Raw genomic sequence first — 17,552 nt, forward strand, 5'->3', positions numbered from 1 at the left:
AAAAATTAATCCAAAAGATTAACAAACTTTAAACCTACATCAAAGGGAAAAAAATGAAAATTGCAATGCTTGGGCTTGGGAAAATGGGTGGAAATATGTCGGCAAGACTTATCAGAAATGGTATTTCAGTCGTAGGTTATGACAACAACCCAGAAATAATTAAAAAATTAGAGACTGATGAGAGCTTAATACCATCAACGTCAGTTAAGGATGCATTATCGAAGCTCGAGGGCCAAAAAATAGTTTGGATGATGTTGCCAGCTGGTGAAATTACAAAAAAACAAATTGCAGACCTTATTCCCCTCCTAAGTGAAGGTGACGTGATAGTTGATGGTGGAAATTCAAACTTTAAACAAAGTATCAAGATGGGCAGGATGCTTGAAGAATATAATATTGGCTTTATGGACTGTGGTACTTCAGGTGGTGTCTGGGGTTTAGATAATGGATATTGCCTAATGGTCGGTGCTTCTTTAGAGGTTGCTAAATCTGTCGAACCTGTCTTAAGAGCATTAGCTCCAACACCACAGAATGGATGGTTACATGTTGGACCTGTTGGGTCAGGTCATTTTACAAAGATGATCCATAATGGTATTGAGTATGGAATGATGGAGTCATTTGCTGAAGGACTTGAGCTTCTTAAGGGAAGAGAAGAGTTTGCAATCGATATTGCTAAAGTAACAGAGCTTTGGCGACACGGTTCAGTTGTACGTAGTTGGCTTTTAGATTTAACAGCTGAAGCACTTCAGAGTGATCAAAACTTAGAGGAAATCGCTCCATTCGTTGCGGATTCTGGTGAAGGAAGATGGACAGCAGTTGAGGCTATTGAACAAGGAATACCTGCTCCAGTCCTCACACAGGCGCTTCAAGTAAGATTTAGAAGTCAGGAAAAATCAAAAGGTTACGGCTATAAAATACTCTCTATTATGCGAAATGCATTTGGTGGCCATATAATGAAAAAAAGGGGTTAATTTAGAGATGATAGACAATTCTACGCTTGTTTTATTTGGTGCTAGAGGAAACTTAGCTAAAGTAAAATTGATACCGGGTCTTTTTCATCTCGATCAAGCAGGTAAACTACCTAAAAATATGAAAATATTATCTGTAGGAAGGCAAGAGGTCGATGAAAGTGAATGGCGCTCTAATATCAAACAGATGCTTGATGAAAAATTTAAGTCTTATGATGAAAATGTTTATGAGCGATTTATAAAAAGAAATTATTATCATGCCAACCTACCAGATGATCCAGAGGCATTTATTAAGTTTGCAAAAAGATTAGGAGAGAGAGATGTTTTCCCCCAAAATTTAGCATTCTTCTTATCTGTAAGACCCTCAGATTTTGCTCTCATCGTAAAACAGTTATCCGAAGTTGATTTACTCAACGAGTCAGAATATTGGAGAAGAGTCCTAATTGAAAAGCCATTTGGAACATGCCTTAAAAGTGCGATTGAGCTTCAAACTTCTATTGAAGACCATCTTAAGGAAGATCAAATATATAGGATAGATCATTACTTAGGAAAATTTTCACTGCAAAATATAATGACGACCCGTTTTGAAAATGGGGTTCTAGAGCCACTTTGGTCTAGTGAGCATATTGAACAAATTCAAATCACCAACCATGAGACCCTCGGTGTAGGTGATAGAACAGTTTTTTATGAAGCAACCGGTGCACTAAGAGATATGATACAAAGCCACCTGCTGCAAATGTTAGCACTCGTAACTATGGAAAAGCCAAATTCAATGAGCCCAGAAGATGTAAGACTTGAAAAAATAAAGCTACTAGAATCTATTGAGGCTATTCCACTTGATAGGATTAAAAATTTTGCTTTTCGTGGTCAATATGCAGCAGGTGAATTAAATGGTGAAAAAGTTAAAGGTTATTTAGACGAGGTAGAAAAACCAGATAGCGTTGTAGAAACATATGCAGCCATCAAATTATTTATTAATAATTCAAGATGGAATAAAGTCCCTATTTATCTTAGGACGGCAAAAAGACTATATGAAAATTCAACTTCAATTTCCGTTAAATTCAATAATCATGAGAACTGGTTAACTATTAATATTCAACCAAATGAAAGTACTTCATTTGAGATAACTACCCTTCAACCTGGTCTTGATATGAATGAATTTAGACAGACTGTGCTAATTGGAAATAATCGTATTGAAGGAGATGAAACCATTGATGCTTATGAAACATTGATGCTAGATCTATTAAGTGGAGACCAATCAAAATTTTTGCATATTGATGAGGTAAAAGCTGCATGGAAGCTTGTTGATCCAATTATCGACTATTGGAGTAAAGATAAATCTAAACCTACGCAATACAAACCTGGAGAATTTGATCCAGAAGAATCAAAAGTTATTTTTGAGGATGAGGGTCAATTTTGGAAAAAATAAAATTTTAACTTTCACATACACTATTTACGAATAAGTTTTTAGGAGAAAACATGGCAATTAAGTCTGATAAATGGATCCGTAAAATGGCTGAGCAAAAAGATATGATCAGTCCATTCGAACCCAAAATGGTGAGAGATTTGGATGGGCAAAAAATTGTATCCTATGGGACATCAAGTTATGGCTATGATATTCGATGTGCACCTGAGTTTAGAGTATTCACAAATATCAATAGCACGATAGTTGACCCAAAATCTTTTGATCCAAATTCATTTGTTGAGTTTAATGGTGACCATTGTATTATTCCTCCAAATTCATTTGCACTTGCGAGGACGGTTGAATTTTTTAAAATTCCTAGAAATATTCTTACAATATGCGTAGGTAAGTCAACATATGCAAGATGTGGAATTATCGTAAACGTTACGCCTTTTGAACCAGAATGGGAGGGATATGTAACGCTGGAGTTTAGTAACACCACACCTCTACCTGCAAAAATTTATGCTGGAGAGGGTTGTGCTCAGGTTTTATTTTTTGAATCTGATGAGGTATGCGAAACATCATACAAAGACAGAGGTGGAAAATATCAGGGTCAAAGTGGAGTTACCTTACCAAAGATTTAAAATTAAATTACTTAGGAGACATAGTTAAATTGGAATACTGGGGATATCATCTGATTTTAGATTGTAAAGGTGGTGATTTAGACAAAGTAAGGTCATCAAAAAATATTGATCAATTTGTAAGGGCATTAGTAAGCAAGATAGAAATGGTAGCCTGTGGTGAACCAAAAATAGAACATTTTGCAGCCGACAACCCTAATGCTGCAGGATTTAGCTTAGTTCAATTAATTGAAACGTCTTCTATCACAGGGCACTTTGTTGACTTGAACGGAGATAGTTATATTGATATATTCAGCTGCAAGTCTTTTGATATTGAAAAAGTTAAGGAAGTTGTTAAACAGTATTTCTCACCTAAACAAATAAAAGTCACTTATTTAACAAGGCAGGCTTAATCTCAAACTATTTTCTGATATTCTATAAAAGAAAACTTTAATCCCTCATTTGTCTCTGAATCTTTTTGAGTTAATATTTTCCATTCATTTTCATCAAAAGCTGGAAAAAATGCATCCCCTTTTATATTGTTATAGACTTTCGTAATATGCATATGTGTAGCGATAGGCATAGCTATTTTATAAATCTGCTCACCTCCGATTATAAAAATCTCATTTTCATTTTTTGTTCGATGAATTGCTTCATCTAATGAATTCACAACCTCAACTCCCTCAATTTTCAGTGTTCTGTCTCTACTTATAACAATATTTCTTCTCTCTTTCAGTGGTTTTCCGATTGATTCAAAGGTTTTTCTACCCATAACCACACTATGATTTATTGTAATTTGCTTGAAGTTTTTGAGATCCTCAGATATATGCCATGGGAGAGCATTTCTATAACCGATGACTAGATTTTCTGATGCAGCGACGATGATACTAATCTTCATCACTAGACTGCGACAGGCGCCTTAATAAGAGGGTATGGATCATAACCTTCCAAACTAAAGTCTTCATACTTAAAATCAAAAATATTCTTAACTGATGGGTTAATTTTTATTTGAGGCAGTTTTTTAGGTTTTCGACCTAACTGTTCATTTACCTGATCAATATGATTGGTATATATATGAGCATCGCCTAAGGTATGAATAAATTCACCACATTCCAAGTCACATACATGCGCTATCATTTGCGTAAGGAGTGCATAGGATGCAATATTGAAGGGGACACCAAGAAATATATCTGCGCTCCTTTGATAAAGTTGGCAAGAAAGTCTGCCATCCGCGACATAAAATTGAAAGAAACAATGGCATGGTGGTAATTTCATCTTATTAATTTCGCCAACGTTCCAAGCTGAAACAATTAACCTTCTCGAATCAGGAGTTTTTTTAATTTGATTAATAAGATTAGATATTTGATCAATTTCCCTAGCTTCTGAGGTGAGCCAACTTCTCCACTGATGACCATATACTGGACCTAGATTACCATTTTCGTCTGCCCACTCATCCCAGATAGATACGCTATTATCCTTCAAAAATTTAATATTTGTATCGCCTGATAAAAACCATAAAAGTTCATAAATTACTGATTTTAAATGTACTTTCTTTGTTGTCAGTAAGGGGAAGCCTTCATTTAAATTAAAACGCATCTGGTAACCAAAAACTGACATCGTCCCTGTTCCAGTCCGATCCTCTTTTTTTTGCCCATTTTGTTTTACATATTCTAGCAGCGTGAGGTATTGATTCATACTAGCTATTATCGGTAATGCATTTCTTTACTGACTCAACGCTATTTTCAAAAACCTCATACCTTTGATCGAGTAATTCTAAATCTTTAAGGGTGTCCGGTCTCTTTGGGTAAACTCCAATCGCCTCAAAGACTGATTTTTCAAACTTAACAGGAAGCGCAGTCTCCAAAACAATCATTGGATAGATTGGCACTGAGTGATCCATAGCCGCCTTAACTCCATCGGCTGTATGTGTGTCAATTATCACTCCATAATCGTTATATATATTTCTAATAAAATCTATTCTATTGATATGTTTACTTGAGGAAGACACAAAGCCATAGTCTTTAATTTTCTGAAAGTCTTCTTCTTTTAATTTAAATGATTTTCCTCCGTCAATCTTCTTCCAGTGAGTATTTAAAATATTGGAGTCTCGGCCAAATAAATCGAAAATAAAACGCTCAAAATTTGAGGCTTTTGAAATGTCCATAGATGGGCTTGATGTTTGAAAGGTGTCATCAGAAGATCTAGGAGCATAATGTCCTGTGTTAAAAAATTCATCTAAAACATCATTTTCATTGGTAGCAACAACTAAATGATTGATTGGTAAACCCATCATTCTTGCAATGTGCCCTGCACAAATATTTCCAAAGTTGCCTGTTGGGACAGTAAAATCAACTTTTTCACTGTTTTTACTGGTCACGTCAAAGTAACCCTTAAAATAATAAACAATTTGAGCGAGAATGCGCCCCCAGTTTATTGAGTTCACTGCACCGATCTTATTTAAATTTTTGAATTCAAGGTCATTTGAGACAGCCTTTACGATATCTTGGCAATCATCAAAAACACCTTTAATCGCTATATTAAAAATATTTTTATCTTGCAGGCTATACATTTGTGCTGACTGAAATGGACTCATTGTTCCATGCGGAGATAACATAAATACTTTAATCCCCTTTTTACCTTTCATGGCATATTCTGCCGCTGGGCCCGTGTCCCCTGAGGTGGCCCCAAGTATGTTCAGGGTTTTTCCTTGCTTCCCTAAAACGTATTCGAAGATATGGCCCAAAAATTGCATTGCAATATCCTTAAATGCTAATGTAGGTCCATTCGATAATGAGAGTAAAAATAAGTTATTTTTTAATTGCAAGGTAGGTGTTATGTCCTCCGCCTTTTGCTCTTCTCGTGCATAAGAAAATATATCAGCGCTATAGGTCTTATTAACAATCATCCTGAGATCATTCGAAGGTATATCATCTATAAATCTTTCAAAAATATAAAAAGCTAAGTCCTGATAAGACATATCTCGCATATCATTTAGCTCGTCGTCTGTAAAATTAGGGTAATACTCAGGAAGGTATAATCCACCATCAGGTGCAAGACCACCAAGCAATACCTCAGAAAAATTTAGTTTGGGAGATCCACCCCTTGTTGATATGTACTTCATTAAAGCTCCTACTTATTTAGCTCTTCAGTTCTAATTTTAACAACCTTTTCAATATTCTCAGGTAAAAGCTCAATTTCACTAATGATGGTATCTATGTCTGCCTCTTTAGTTTTTGAAGTGATTAGGAAGATATCTGGATTTTGATTGTTTTCTTGTACTTCTTTATGAACCATAGAATTTATAGAAATATCATGATCAGCAAAAATATTAGTAATTTTGGCAAGCAAGCCTGCTTGATTTTTCATTGTAAATCGAAGGTAATATTCTGAAAAGATATTTTCAATAGAAAGAATATTTTTTTCATTTATCTTATCTGGCATAAATCCAAGTGAAGGAATGAGTGTATCTTGTGAAAGTTTCGTTTGTCTCGCAATATCAATTACGTCTGCAACAACTGCGCTTGCTGTGGGTTCTGCACCTGCACCTGCTCCATAATAGAGTGTCGGTCCAACCATATTTCCATGAACCAGAACCGCATTCATAGCACCGTCAACATTGGCAACCAATCTATTTTTAGGAACCAGCGTTGGATGCACTCGTATCTCAACATCCGTATTCTGTGATTTTGCGATACCTAGAAGTTTAATCTTGTAGCCAAGTTCCTCAGCATAAGTGATATCTTTTTGGCTTAAGTTGCTTATGCCTTCTACGTGCACAGCATCAAAATTTATAGGAATTCCAAATGCAATAGAAGCTAAAATTGTGATCTTATGAGCTGCATCCACCCCCTCGATATCGAATGTAGGATCTGCCTCAGCGAAACCTAGATCTTGTGCTTGCTTTAATGCGGTATCGAAGGTTAAATTATTTTCTTTCATTTCTGTCAAGATATAGTTTGTAGTTCCATTCAAAATACCTGCAACCCAATTAACTTTATTTGCTGCCAATCCCTCTCTTAGTGCTTTAATGATTGGTATTCCGCCTGCGACAGCAGCTTCATAAGCAAGAAGTACATTTTTTTTATTAGCTATTTTGAAAAGCTCTTCTCCATGCATAGCAATTAAGGCTTTATTCGCTGTCACAACATGCTTACCATTTTCAAGTGCTTTACGAACAATATCTAGTGCAATCCCCGTTCCACCAATTAACTCTATAATTGTATCAATACTGTTGTTCTCTATAAGTGAGAATGCATCTTCCTCTATAATTGTTTCTTTATCTACAGTCTCTTTTGCAAGCTTTAGGTTCTTGTCGGCGACGTGGGTAATTTTAATTTCTATGCCTGATTTATTCGATATTTCTTCTGTATTTTCTTTTAAAACTTGATATGTTCCGCCACCAACGGTACCAATTCCAATTAACCCTATGTTCATCTATTTTTTTACCTTTTTTTAAATTCTGTTAAATAATCTGCAAACCTGCTAATTGCAATTTTTAAATCATCTTCATTTGGTAAAAATACCATACGAAAATGGTTTTGATCATGCCAGTTAAAACCCGTTCCTTGAACCATCAAGACCTTCTTTTTTTTCAGCACATCTAAAATAAAATCTTGATCATTCTCTATCGGATATATTTTAGGATCTAACTTAAAAAATAAATACATAGCAGCTGATGGCTTGACGCATGACACCCCAGGTATTTCCATCATCAACTTATAAGCTAAATCTCTTTGCTTGCATAATCTCCCTGTGGGTGCAACCAAGTCATTAATGCTTTGGTGGCCACCAAGTGCTGTTTGTATAGCAAGTTGACCAGGGACGTTAGCACAAAGCCTCATGGAGGCAAGGATATTTAATCCCTCTAGATAATCTTTAGCTCTTCCTTTATCGCCAGAAACTACCAACCATCCAGCTCTGTAACCACAAGCTCTGTAATTCTTAGATAAACCATTTAAAGTAACAAACAAAACATCATCTGCAAGTGATGCGACAGAGGTATGCTTTTTCTCATCATATAAAACTTTATCGTAAATTTCATCTGCAAAAACTATTAAATCGTTCTCTCTCGCAATAGCAATAATTTCCCTGAGACATTCATCTGAATAAATTGCCCCCGTGGGATTATTTGGATTAATAATTAATATTGCTTTTGTTTTATTCGTTATTTTAGACTTAATATCATCCAAATCTGGAGCCCAATCCGTAGCTTCATCACAAACATAATGAATTGGATTCCCCCCTGCCAGGGTTACTGAAGCTGTCCATAAAGGATAGTCAGGCTTTGGTATTAATACCTCATCGTCATTATTTATAAGGCCTTGCATAGCCATAACAATAAGCTCTGAGACACCGTTACCTAAAACGATATCGTCCACCTCAACATCTGAAATATTTTTTTGTTGGGTATAGTGCATTATTGATTTTCTCGGCTCAAACAAACCAAAACTTTCTGTATAACCAGAGGATTTACTAATATTCCTAACAACATCCTGTGTTATTTCATCCGGCGCTTCAAAACCAAACGCTGCAGGGTTGCCAATATTTAATTTAATAATGCGATGACCTTCCTCCTCCATTCTTTTAGCATGCTCAAGAACAGGGCCACGAATGTCATAACAGACATTATCTAATTTTTTAGATTTAAGAAATTGGGACAAAATTTAATCTCGTTAATTGTTTGATAAATTAGGTGATATATTACCTTTCAATTAGAATTAAGCCAATAAATACCTGTTGAACAAAGTTTCATTTTCAAATTATGAAATTTCACGAAATTAACTCAGATACGCATAACATCATAGATGCCTATGATCATAACTCCATTAGAATAAAAAAAAATACATACCAAAAAGGAGTCATCATATTCCCTGAAAAAATAATTTCTAGATCTGCTATGGCAACTTATAAGGACTTAAAGCTTGATAATTTAAAAGAGGTTTTTGACTATAGCCCTGAGTTAATTTTAATTGGTTCAAATATTAAAAATAAAATTATTGATAAAAATGCACAAATTTTATTTATTGAAAAAAAAATTGCCTATGAAAATATGAATTTTGATGCGGCTTGTCGAACATTTAATATTTTGCTATCAGAGCAAAGAAAGGTTGTATTAATTCTTATGTAGACTTTTTATAGCTTTGCTTTAGAGAAAACTAGTGACGCATTTACTCCGCCAAATCCGAAGCTATTTGACATTGATGTAATCACTTCTTGTTCCTTTTTTTGTATCAAAACTGGAAGTCCTTCGCCTGCAGGATCCTTATCTTCAATATTTACTGAAGGGCTCAAAAAACTCTCATTCATCATGATTAGGCTATAAACGGCTTCATTTGAACCAGCAGCACCAAGGGCATGACCTGTTAATGACTTAGTGGAAGCAATAGCTGGCATTTCTCCAAATTCCTTGTTACCAAAAACTGTTCTGATAGCTTCCAATTCTTTTGAGTCACCTACGGGTGTGCTTGTACCATGCGTATTCATGTAATCAACATTTATAGTTTTTTTCTCCTCAAGAGCCGCCCTCATACACCTTATAGCCCCTTCTCCACTGGGAGCAACCATATCAAACCCATCAGATGTAGCCCCATAGCCAACAACTTCAGCATACATTTTTGCCCCTCTTTTCTTGGCGTGCTCGTATTCCTCGAGAACAAGAATACTTCCACCCCCAGAAATAACAAATCCATCTCTGTTGACGTCAAACGCTCGAGAGGCTTTTTCAGGTTGATCGTTATATTTAGAAGACATAGCGCCCATTGCATCAAACAAATAACTCATGGTCCAATGCTCTTCCTCAGCTCCACCAGCAAAAATAATATCTTGTTTCCCCATTTGGATCTGCTCATAAGCATTTCCTATGCAATGCGCACTTGTCGAGCATGCTGACGTGATTGCATAATTAATACCTCTTATCTTTGCACCAGTAGCAAGACATGCACTTACCCCATTAGACATAGTTTTCGTTACCATATAAGGTCCAACGCGCCTTATGCCTTTTTCTTTTAAAACCTCAGTACCATTAAGCATGCTCTCAGTAGAGGTTCCGCCTGCGCCAATAATAATCCCTGTTCTATCATTTGAAACATAATTTTCTGTAAGTTTCGCATCAGCAATAGCCTCTTGCATAGCAATCCATGCATAGGCATGACCTTTTGCCATAAATCTATAGAGCTTTCTATCAATTAACTCTGCGGGTTCAATATTTAAAGAGCCTGCAACATTTGATCTTAATCCTCTCTCAGCATACTCAGGTTGGAATGTGATTCCTGACTTTGAATTAAATAAGCTTTCTTTTACCTCGGCATAGTTATTACCTATGCTTGATACAATACCTATTCCAGTGACTACGACTCTGTTCAATTTATTCCTTCCTCATTAAAAAATATCTGTTTTAACAAAAAGCCCGACTTTTAAATCTTTAGCCTGATAAATTAACCTTCCATCAACTTCCATTGAAGCGTCTCCTATTCCCATCACTAATTTTCTCATTATCACCCTTTTTAAATTAATAATGTAGGTAATTTTTTTTGATGTGGGCAAGACCTGTCCAGAAAATTTCACTTCACCTGCACCGAGCGCCCTACCTTTCCCTAAACCGCCTTTCCACCCCAGAAAAAACCCTAATAATTGCCACATAGCATCTAGCCCTAAGCAGCCTGGCATAACTGGATCTCCCTCGAAATGACATTCAAAAAACCATAAATCTTCAGTTAAATCTAATTCAGCAATAATTTGACCATGATTATATTTGCCGCCCTTGTCAGTTATTGAAACTATTCTATCAAACATGAGCATCGGTGGGAGTGGGAGTTGAGCATTTCCTTTTCCAAACATCTCACCTCTGCCACAACTGATTAATTCTTCTTTGGTATAACTTTCTTTTTGCATTTTTAAAATATCACTTTTTTTTAATATATAAGTTGGTGAGCTCTAAGTATTTAAGGTTGAATTGTTACAAAATAGAAACATTATCCCTAATTATGATATTGTTAATGAAAATATTTAAAACAACCAAAATTATCCTAGGAATATAACATAATGAGCGATCAAAATCTGACCGATTGGAGAAAACTTGGGCTTAAGCTAGAGGCTGAAATTAATAAAGTCATCCTAGGGCAAGAGGCTCCCATAAGACTTATCACAAATGCAATATTTGCTAGAGGGCATGTTCTGCTTGAGGGGGATGTAGGTGTAGGAAAAACGACCTTGCTTAAAGCATTTGCGAGATCAATTGGTGGAGGATATGAAAGAATTGAAGGAACAATTGATTTAATGCCAAATGACCTTATTTACCATACATATCTTGGTGAAGATGGTAAACCTCATGTTGATGAAGGTCCTATTTTAAAATCAGGTGAAGATCTTTCAATTTTCTTTTTTAACGAAATTAACCGAGCGCGACCTCAAGTACATTCATTATTATTAAGGATAATGGCAGAAAAAACCCTATCTGCTTTTAATCAAGAATTCACCTTCCCTCATCTGACTGTATTTGCAGATAGAAATCAAGTGGAAAAAGAAGAAACTTTTGAGATTCCCTCTGCTGCAAGAGACAGATTTATGATGGAGATACCGATCATAATTCCCCAAGTTGATAAATTAATGAATCGACTAATTTTTGATACAAAATTTCATGATGCTGATTTATTAATCTCTGAGGTCACACCAAATATGCTTAAATTTGATCAATTAAATAAGCTATCTACTCAAATTCAAAATACAATTAAATCAACTTCCGCACTTGAAAAATATTCATTAAATTTATGGAAGGCTACTAAAAATCCAGAAAAATATAATGTAAAGATTAGTGGTATAGACACTGAGAGATTGATTATTTCAGGGGCAAGCCCACGTGGGATAAGCATGATGATGAAGTGTGCTCGAGTAAGCGCATGGTTAAATAATAGAACTTCTATTCTTCCTGAGGACATCCACGCTATCTTTCATGAAACAATTGCGCATAGATTAGTTTTTAATCCTGTTTATGAGCTCAAAAGAACTGAGATATCGCGTGAATTGTCAAATGAAATCTTAAATAAGGTCAGTGTGACTTGATGTATAATCCACTCGATTCATTTAGCTACCATATCAATTGGAAATCTAGAGGTCATCATCCAGGTCAACATAAAAGTGGCCAGAGAGGAATGGGGATGGAGTTTGCAGGCCATTCAAATTTATTAGATTATCCAGACCCTAGAAGGATTGATATTAGACAAACAATAAGAGATCCTCTCGAACAAGTTCATGTAAGGATATTTAACCAGAGAAGTGCAACCCCAGTCATGATTATGGCTGACCTATCATCGAGTATGGGGTATGGCCTCAAAAAAACTAAATTTGAAGTCTCATCAGAAATTGCAGAAATAATCACAAACTCTGTCATCGCAAAAAATGATGCATTAGGGTTTATTGGTTTTAACGATAAAATTAACTCTCAATGGGTTGCCCCCCTTTCATATAAGCCTTATCGAACAAAATTATTAATTGAAAAATTGAAAAATTATAAATCCAAAAGCTCATCTCATTCAGGTTTGATAAAGATTGCAGATACACTCCCAAAAGATCGAACATTGATATTCTTAATTTCTGATTTTCATATGCCAATAAAAGATATAGAAGAAACTTTATCCACATTAGTCAGACATCAAGTTGTTCCCATTGTTTTATGGAATAAAAGTGAATTTGATAACCTACCCAAATTTGGCCTGCTAAATATTGAAGATGCTGAAACAGGAAAAGAATCGACTATATTTCTTCGGGAAAAAATTACAAAGAAAATTAAAGCTGACTTTGCAGTCAGAAAGAAACTTCTTCAAGAAACATTTCTTAAATATAACTTCCCCCCTTTTTTTGTTGAGGATGATTTTAAATCCCTTGAAATGACCAATTATTTTAATGAGTATTTTTATGCGTAAAATTTTCTTATTAATCTGCTTATTAATGTTTTCATCATTAACCATCCAAGCCTATGAGGACCCCAGAAAATTCCCTGATATTGATCCACAATATATAGATATTGACGTTTTGGATCCCAATCAAAAGGTTGGTTACACTGTTGGGGATTATATTGATAGGGAGATTACTTTAACTGTTAGAGAGCCCTTTAAGCTTATTGAGGAATCATTACCCATAGTAGGTTATGAAAAAAGATATCGAGGGCAACTGTTAGGGATATCACTTAAAGCCATTGATGTATCAAAAGAATCTACAGATGAATTTTCAACCTATCTCATCAAACTAAAATATCAAATCTTTACAAATAATGTCGTTGCAAAGCCTGCCTCAATCACAGCGGATTATTATAGATTTATTAATCCTAACGAACCAAAAAAAATACAAAAATTTAGAGTACCTGCATTTACCTTTGCCATTTCACCAATTGCGATATTTGGAGATGTAAAAATAGAAAATGATATGAGTCCCTTTAGAGGTCCGTTTTTCTTAAACAAAATTCCAAATGAAAACAAAATTAAATTTTCCTTGATAGCATTATTGATAATATCCCTAATTTTTGTTTACATTTACGGTAGGTACACTTGGCTGCCCAGGAGAACCTTCAGTATGGTATATCATAGATTTAAAAATCAAAAGTCTTCTGCAGCCAATACAAAAAAAATTATCACAGCACTACATTCAGGTTTTGATAACCTAATAGACCAAAGCCTTTTTGAAGAAAACATTCCGCTTTTGATCAAAAAAAATAGTAGTTTTAAGCATATAGAAAAAGAACTTCATACTTTTTTCAAAATTTCTCGAGCATTATTTTTTCAAAAACATATTAAGCTTGATCAAGATGAACTTAATAAATGGCTTATAAGCTTTGCGCTTCATTGCAGAATGTGCGAAAGAAGACTTATTGTTAATCCAAAAGATATCAAAGGTATTTCATTTTAATGAATTTTGTATATCCTCTTGTTTTAATACTTTTGCCTGTGTCACTCATTCCTTTTTTCATCAACCAAACAAGCAAAAATATATATTCATGGAGTGAAATGCTCCATATCGACATACTATCTCGAATCATCTCTTTATTTTTTAAAATCGTAAGTACAGTAATTATTTTATTAATTATCCTCACATTAAGCGAGCCTTATGCGGATCAGAAAATTGTTCTCAAGAATGGAAAGGGTGCTCAAATCGGTCTTGTTCTTGACAGAAGCGCTTCGATGGATGACCCTTTTGCAGGTGGAGATAACAACAAATCTGTTGGGGAAACCAAATCGGCTGCAGCAAGTAGACTTATTGTAGATTTTTTTGATTCAAGAACAGATGATATGGTTGGTGTTATTACCTTTAGTAATTCCGCTATGTTTATTTTACCTCTGACCCATAGCAAGGAAGCCATTAGGGCAGCTGTGAATGCAACTGCCGGAAATGCTTTGTTTCAAACAAATATTGGTGCTGGTCTAACAAGTAGCGCGGAACTTTTTACTTCAATTGAAAATTCTGGTTCAAGAGCGGTTATTTTACTCTCTGATGGAGCGGGAAGAATTGATGCAAAAACCCAACAAAAAATAAAAGAATGGTTTGATAAATACCAAATAGGATTGTATTGGATTGTGCTTAGACAGCCTGGTGGAATAAGTATTTTTGAAGAAGATGTACCATTACACCAAGATTATCAATTGCCACCTCAGGTTGAACTTTACGAATTTTTTAAGACATTTAATTCACCATTTCAAGCTTATGAGGCGGAAGATCCAAAATCATTAGAACAAGCAATTAAAGATATTAATTTAAAAGAGCGTAAGCCAATTATCTATGAGGAAAAAGTCTCCGGTGAAAAGTATGCTCCAAAGCTTTTATTAACATCTATAATATTGAGCTTGATGCTTCTATTTCTAAAATTTATTGAGGTAAGATCATTTAAATGAAAATTATAAAACTACTAAATGTCAAAAATATAACTGTATTTTTGTTTATAGCTGCTGGATATTTTTTATACCTACTATCTTTTTCATCTTTAGAGCTTTACAAGATTGATAAATTTAATGAAACTCTAAAAAAAGGTGAGGCACCTCAGCAGTTTGAACAAGGCTATGAGGCCAGATTTTCAACCGCTTTCCAAATTGCAAAGAAGGGTCATTTTAAAGAAGCTACTATACTTTTTAATAATTTATCTAAAGAAGGGACTGATGATCAAAAATCAGCTGTTTATTATAATATTGGTAATATTTACTTTAAACGTGGTCTTCTTGTAAATGGGACAAGCAACAGCTCAACGGTAAGAGATGAGGCTGAATATTTAATGCGTCAAGCAAAAAAAGCATATGAGCAATCGCTAGCATTTAATAACAATCACTGGGATGTTAAGCACAATTTAGACCGTGTTTTAACGATGCTTCCTAAGGACCCTACGCCTGGTATTGGTGACTCAGATTCCCCAGGGTTGATCATGGGTAATATACCGGTCGGTTTGCCATAACGCCTTATGAAGGAACTTTTTAAAAAAATTAAAAGTGATAAAAATATCGGTTTTTTATGTTTATCCATTATTTTCCTTATTTTAGGACTAATAAATCCTAAGGTAACTATAGAAAGAGATATTCACAATTACATATTTGTTGTTGATATATCACAGAGCATGCTCACAAAAGATATGTCTTTGGATGGTGAAAAAATATCTCGCCTAGATTATTCAAAAAAGTTATTGCAGGGCATAATGGACCAACTGCCTTGCAAAACGAATGTGAGTGTTGCAATGTTTGCTGGTGTAAGTGTCGCAGCAACCTATACACCAATAAATGTGTGTGATAATTTTAGTGCAATTAGCTCAACTATTCAGCACCTTGACTGGAGATCTGTGTGGTCAGGTAACAGCCGTATAAGAGAAGGTTTTAGTAGCTTAGCCAGACTAATTCGAAGCTTCCCTCAGTCTGCGCGAGTCGTTTTCTTAACAGATGGAGAGGAGGCCCCAAAACTACACGCATTTAATACTAGAGATTTAAATCAATTCCAAGGAGAGGCAGATTGGTTGATAGTGGGGATTGGGACTGAAGAGGGGTCAGCGATACCTAAATATGACAGTGAAAATCAATTAATAGGTTTCTGGTCAAATGAGAGTTTTGCATTGCAGCCCGGAATTGCTCAGATATCAGAATCAAATATTGGTGCTAGAAATGACTCAATTGCATTTAGTGAAAGTGATAGGTATGTATCAAAATTAAATGAAAAATATTTAATAGAAATTACCTCAATGATTAAAGGTCAATATATAAAGGGTGATAGTGTCAATAGTGTTATTTCAAAAATGAATACCATTCCGCCCTCATGGCGTGACAATTCAGAATTGCCATTAAGAAACCTATTTGTCACATTAAGCTTGATATTTTTTCTTTTACGATTCAATAAACTACTGTCAACAATTACTTTTTTAAAGAAAAATAAAAAAACAATTGCTTAATATCAAAGACCAATTAGACGTAATTAAAATATCTGGTGTAGATGCTGAAACATTTATCCAGGGGCAGATAACAAATGATATTACCCTCTTATCTGAGGAAGAAAAATCTATATATGCAGGCTATTGTTCACCTAAGGGAAGGCTGCTCGCATTTTTCTTCATAACAAGAATGGATGCAAACTATTTTCTCTTTTGCCCCCCTTGTATTAGTGAGGCAATAAGTAAAAGACTTTCAATGTATGTGCTTAGGGCTAAAGTGGAAATAACATGCTCTTCTGATAATGTAGATTATTTTTTAATTGATGAAGATGATATTCAAAAAGTACCTGACAATTTAATATCAAAACCTCAAAACAAATTGCAGACAACTCTGAGTAATAACAAGTCTATTTCTTTAACAATGTTGGGTGGATCAAAAAGTTATTATTTCATTTTTAGTGATAATAAAGAAATATCAAAACTATATGATGAAATTTATTCAACTGAAATTAAACCTTGTAACTGGAATGAGATTCATATTAACAATCTTATTCCAAACATTTTTAATGAAACGCAAGATTTATATATACCGCAATCAGTTAATCTAGATCTAATTGGTGCAATTAATTTCAAAAAAGGTTGTTACACTGGTCAGGAGGTTGTAGCTAGGACACATTATTTAGGTAAACCGAAAAGAAGAATGTATTTAGGGTCTGTTATCTTAAATAAAAATCCAGAATTAGGTTCTGACATAAAGGTGGATGATGAAAAAGTTGGTAGCTTAGTAAATTCTTACAAACAAGAAGATAGAATTTTTAAAGTCTTAGTTGAATTAAGAATTGAAAAAATTGATGCTCGACCGACCCTTGATGGAAATGAAATTCTCTCTTTAGAAATGCAGTACTAAACTATTTGTTTGGCACCTGAAAAAAGAATTCATCACTTTTAACCATCCCTAATTCGTGCCTCGCCCTTTCTTCAATGGCGTCAGTTCCGTTTGTTAAATCTGATACCTCCGCCCTTAAAGCAAAATTTTCTTTTGAAAGATCTAAGTTGATTTGATATTGCTGATTGAACTCTTGCTTAAGTTTAAAAACGTCATACCAACTCCCCTTTCCAATCCAAAGTGGATATTGAATAAGTATTAACAAAGAAAAAAGAATGACAGATAATATTTTCAC

General features: G+C 34.7%; 20 protein-coding genes. 12 read left to right on the forward strand and 8 right to left on the reverse strand.

The genetic code is table 11. The features are described from left to right. Positions 1 to 53: 53 nt before the first annotated feature. The 4 genes from gnd to K6112_02095 are packed head-to-tail and all read left to right on the forward strand — an operon-like array spanning position 54 to position 3,400. The gene (gene gnd / locus K6112_02080) at positions 54 to 968 is read left to right on the forward strand and encodes a decarboxylating 6-phosphogluconate dehydrogenase (protein ID QZP18159.1); all 915 of its coding nucleotides are present in this window, start codon (positions 54 to 56) and stop codon (positions 966 to 968) included. A 7-nt stretch (positions 969 to 975) separates the two neighbouring features. Then, on the forward strand, positions 976 to 2,394 hold the full coding sequence (zwf, locus tag K6112_02085; GenBank protein QZP18160.1) for a glucose-6-phosphate dehydrogenase: 1,419 nt from the start codon (positions 976 to 978) through the stop codon (positions 2,392 to 2,394). Between the two features lie 50 nt (positions 2,395 to 2,444). Next, positions 2,445 to 3,011, forward strand: coding sequence for a dCTP deaminase (gene dcd / locus K6112_02090; protein QZP18161.1), 567 nt, complete (start codon positions 2,445 to 2,447; stop codon positions 3,009 to 3,011). Positions 3,012 to 3,040: 29 nt separating this feature from the next. Beyond that, positions 3,041 to 3,400, forward strand: coding sequence for an S-adenosylmethionine decarboxylase (locus K6112_02095; protein ID QZP18162.1), 360 nt, complete (start codon positions 3,041 to 3,043; stop codon positions 3,398 to 3,400). A gap of 2 nt (positions 3,401 to 3,402) precedes the next feature. On the opposite strand, the gene K6112_02100 is transcribed toward K6112_02095, so the two are convergent. Genes K6112_02100 through K6112_02120 form a run of 5 tightly spaced genes read right to left on the reverse strand, consistent with a single transcriptional unit; the run spans position 3,403 to position 8,647 of the window. Then, positions 3,403 to 3,888 (reverse strand): dihydrofolate reductase, encoded by a 486-nt coding sequence (locus K6112_02100; protein QZP18163.1) that lies wholly within the window; start codon positions 3,886 to 3,888, stop codon positions 3,403 to 3,405. Continuing rightward, on the reverse strand, positions 3,888 to 4,694 hold the full coding sequence (locus tag K6112_02105; GenBank protein QZP18457.1) for a thymidylate synthase: 807 nt from the start codon (positions 4,692 to 4,694) through the stop codon (positions 3,888 to 3,890). The genes K6112_02100 and K6112_02105 overlap by 1 nt, the downstream gene beginning before the upstream one ends. Continuing rightward, a complete protein-coding gene (gene thrC / locus K6112_02110) occupies positions 4,684 to 6,108 on the reverse strand; it encodes a threonine synthase (GenBank protein ID QZP18164.1) in 1,425 nt (474 codons plus the stop codon). Before thrC ends, K6112_02105 begins: the two co-directional genes overlap by 11 nt. Before the next feature lie 8 nt (positions 6,109 to 6,116). Further along, positions 6,117 to 7,421 (reverse strand): homoserine dehydrogenase, encoded by a 1,305-nt coding sequence (locus K6112_02115; protein QZP18165.1) that lies wholly within the window; start codon positions 7,419 to 7,421, stop codon positions 6,117 to 6,119. A gap of 8 nt (positions 7,422 to 7,429) precedes the next feature. Next, entirely contained in the window at positions 7,430 to 8,647 is a 1,218-nt protein-coding gene (locus tag K6112_02120) for a pyridoxal phosphate-dependent aminotransferase (GenBank protein ID QZP18166.1), read from the reverse strand. Between the two features lie 101 nt (positions 8,648 to 8,748). On the opposite strand from K6112_02120, the gene K6112_02125 reads away from it, so the two are divergent. After that, a complete protein-coding gene (locus K6112_02125; GenBank protein ID QZP18167.1) occupies positions 8,749 to 9,114 on the forward strand; it encodes an Mth938-like domain-containing protein in 366 nt (121 codons plus the stop codon). 5 nt (positions 9,115 to 9,119) lie between these two features. On the opposite strand, the gene fabB is transcribed toward K6112_02125, so the two are convergent. Together fabB and fabA are read right to left on the reverse strand one after the other, a co-directional pair. Then, positions 9,120 to 10,349 (reverse strand): beta-ketoacyl-ACP synthase I, encoded by a 1,230-nt coding sequence (gene fabB / locus K6112_02130; protein QZP18168.1) that lies wholly within the window; start codon positions 10,347 to 10,349, stop codon positions 9,120 to 9,122. Positions 10,350 to 10,364: 15 nt separating this feature from the next. Continuing rightward, positions 10,365 to 10,877, reverse strand: coding sequence for a 3-hydroxyacyl-[acyl-carrier-protein] dehydratase FabA (fabA, locus tag K6112_02135; protein ID QZP18169.1), 513 nt, complete (start codon positions 10,875 to 10,877; stop codon positions 10,365 to 10,367). A gap of 150 nt (positions 10,878 to 11,027) precedes the next feature. On the opposite strand from fabA, the gene K6112_02140 reads away from it, so the two are divergent. From K6112_02140 to K6112_02170, 7 genes are read left to right on the forward strand one after another with little or no spacing between them, the layout of a single operon-like run. Then, entirely contained in the window at positions 11,028 to 12,044 is a 1,017-nt protein-coding gene (locus K6112_02140) for a MoxR family ATPase (GenBank protein ID QZP18170.1), read from the forward strand. Then, positions 12,044 to 12,904, forward strand: a complete 861-nt coding sequence (locus K6112_02145) for a hypothetical protein (protein ID QZP18171.1) — start codon at positions 12,044 to 12,046, stop codon at positions 12,902 to 12,904. Before K6112_02140 ends, K6112_02145 begins: the two co-directional genes overlap by 1 nt. A gap of 25 nt (positions 12,905 to 12,929) precedes the next feature. After that, positions 12,930 to 13,883 (forward strand): hypothetical protein, encoded by a 954-nt coding sequence (locus K6112_02150; GenBank protein ID QZP18172.1) that lies wholly within the window; start codon positions 12,930 to 12,932, stop codon positions 13,881 to 13,883. Next, positions 13,883 to 14,863, forward strand: a complete 981-nt coding sequence (locus K6112_02155; protein ID QZP18173.1) for a VWA domain-containing protein — start codon at positions 13,883 to 13,885, stop codon at positions 14,861 to 14,863. Before K6112_02150 ends, K6112_02155 begins: the two co-directional genes overlap by 1 nt. Beyond that, positions 14,860 to 15,414, forward strand: a complete 555-nt coding sequence (locus tag K6112_02160; GenBank protein QZP18174.1) for a hypothetical protein — start codon at positions 14,860 to 14,862, stop codon at positions 15,412 to 15,414. The genes K6112_02155 and K6112_02160 overlap by 4 nt, the downstream gene beginning before the upstream one ends. Before the next feature lie 6 nt (positions 15,415 to 15,420). Next, positions 15,421 to 16,392, forward strand: coding sequence for a VWA domain-containing protein (locus tag K6112_02165; protein QZP18175.1), 972 nt, complete (start codon positions 15,421 to 15,423; stop codon positions 16,390 to 16,392). Then, positions 16,385 to 17,278 carry a folate-binding protein gene (locus tag K6112_02170; protein ID QZP18176.1) on the forward strand — a complete coding sequence of 298 codons (894 nt, stop codon included), beginning with the start codon at positions 16,385 to 16,387 and terminating at the stop codon, positions 17,276 to 17,278. The genes K6112_02165 and K6112_02170 overlap by 8 nt, the downstream gene beginning before the upstream one ends. A 1-nt stretch (position 17,279) precedes the next feature. Here K6112_02170 and ftsB read toward each other — a convergent pair whose 3' ends face one another. Next, positions 17,280 to 17,552, reverse strand: coding sequence for a cell division protein FtsB (gene ftsB, locus K6112_02175; protein QZP18177.1), 273 nt, complete (start codon positions 17,550 to 17,552; stop codon positions 17,280 to 17,282).

This window comes from Methylophilales bacterium (assembly GCA_019823025.1).
In the GTDB taxonomy this organism is placed as follows: domain Bacteria; phylum Pseudomonadota; class Gammaproteobacteria; order Burkholderiales; family Methylophilaceae; genus BACL14.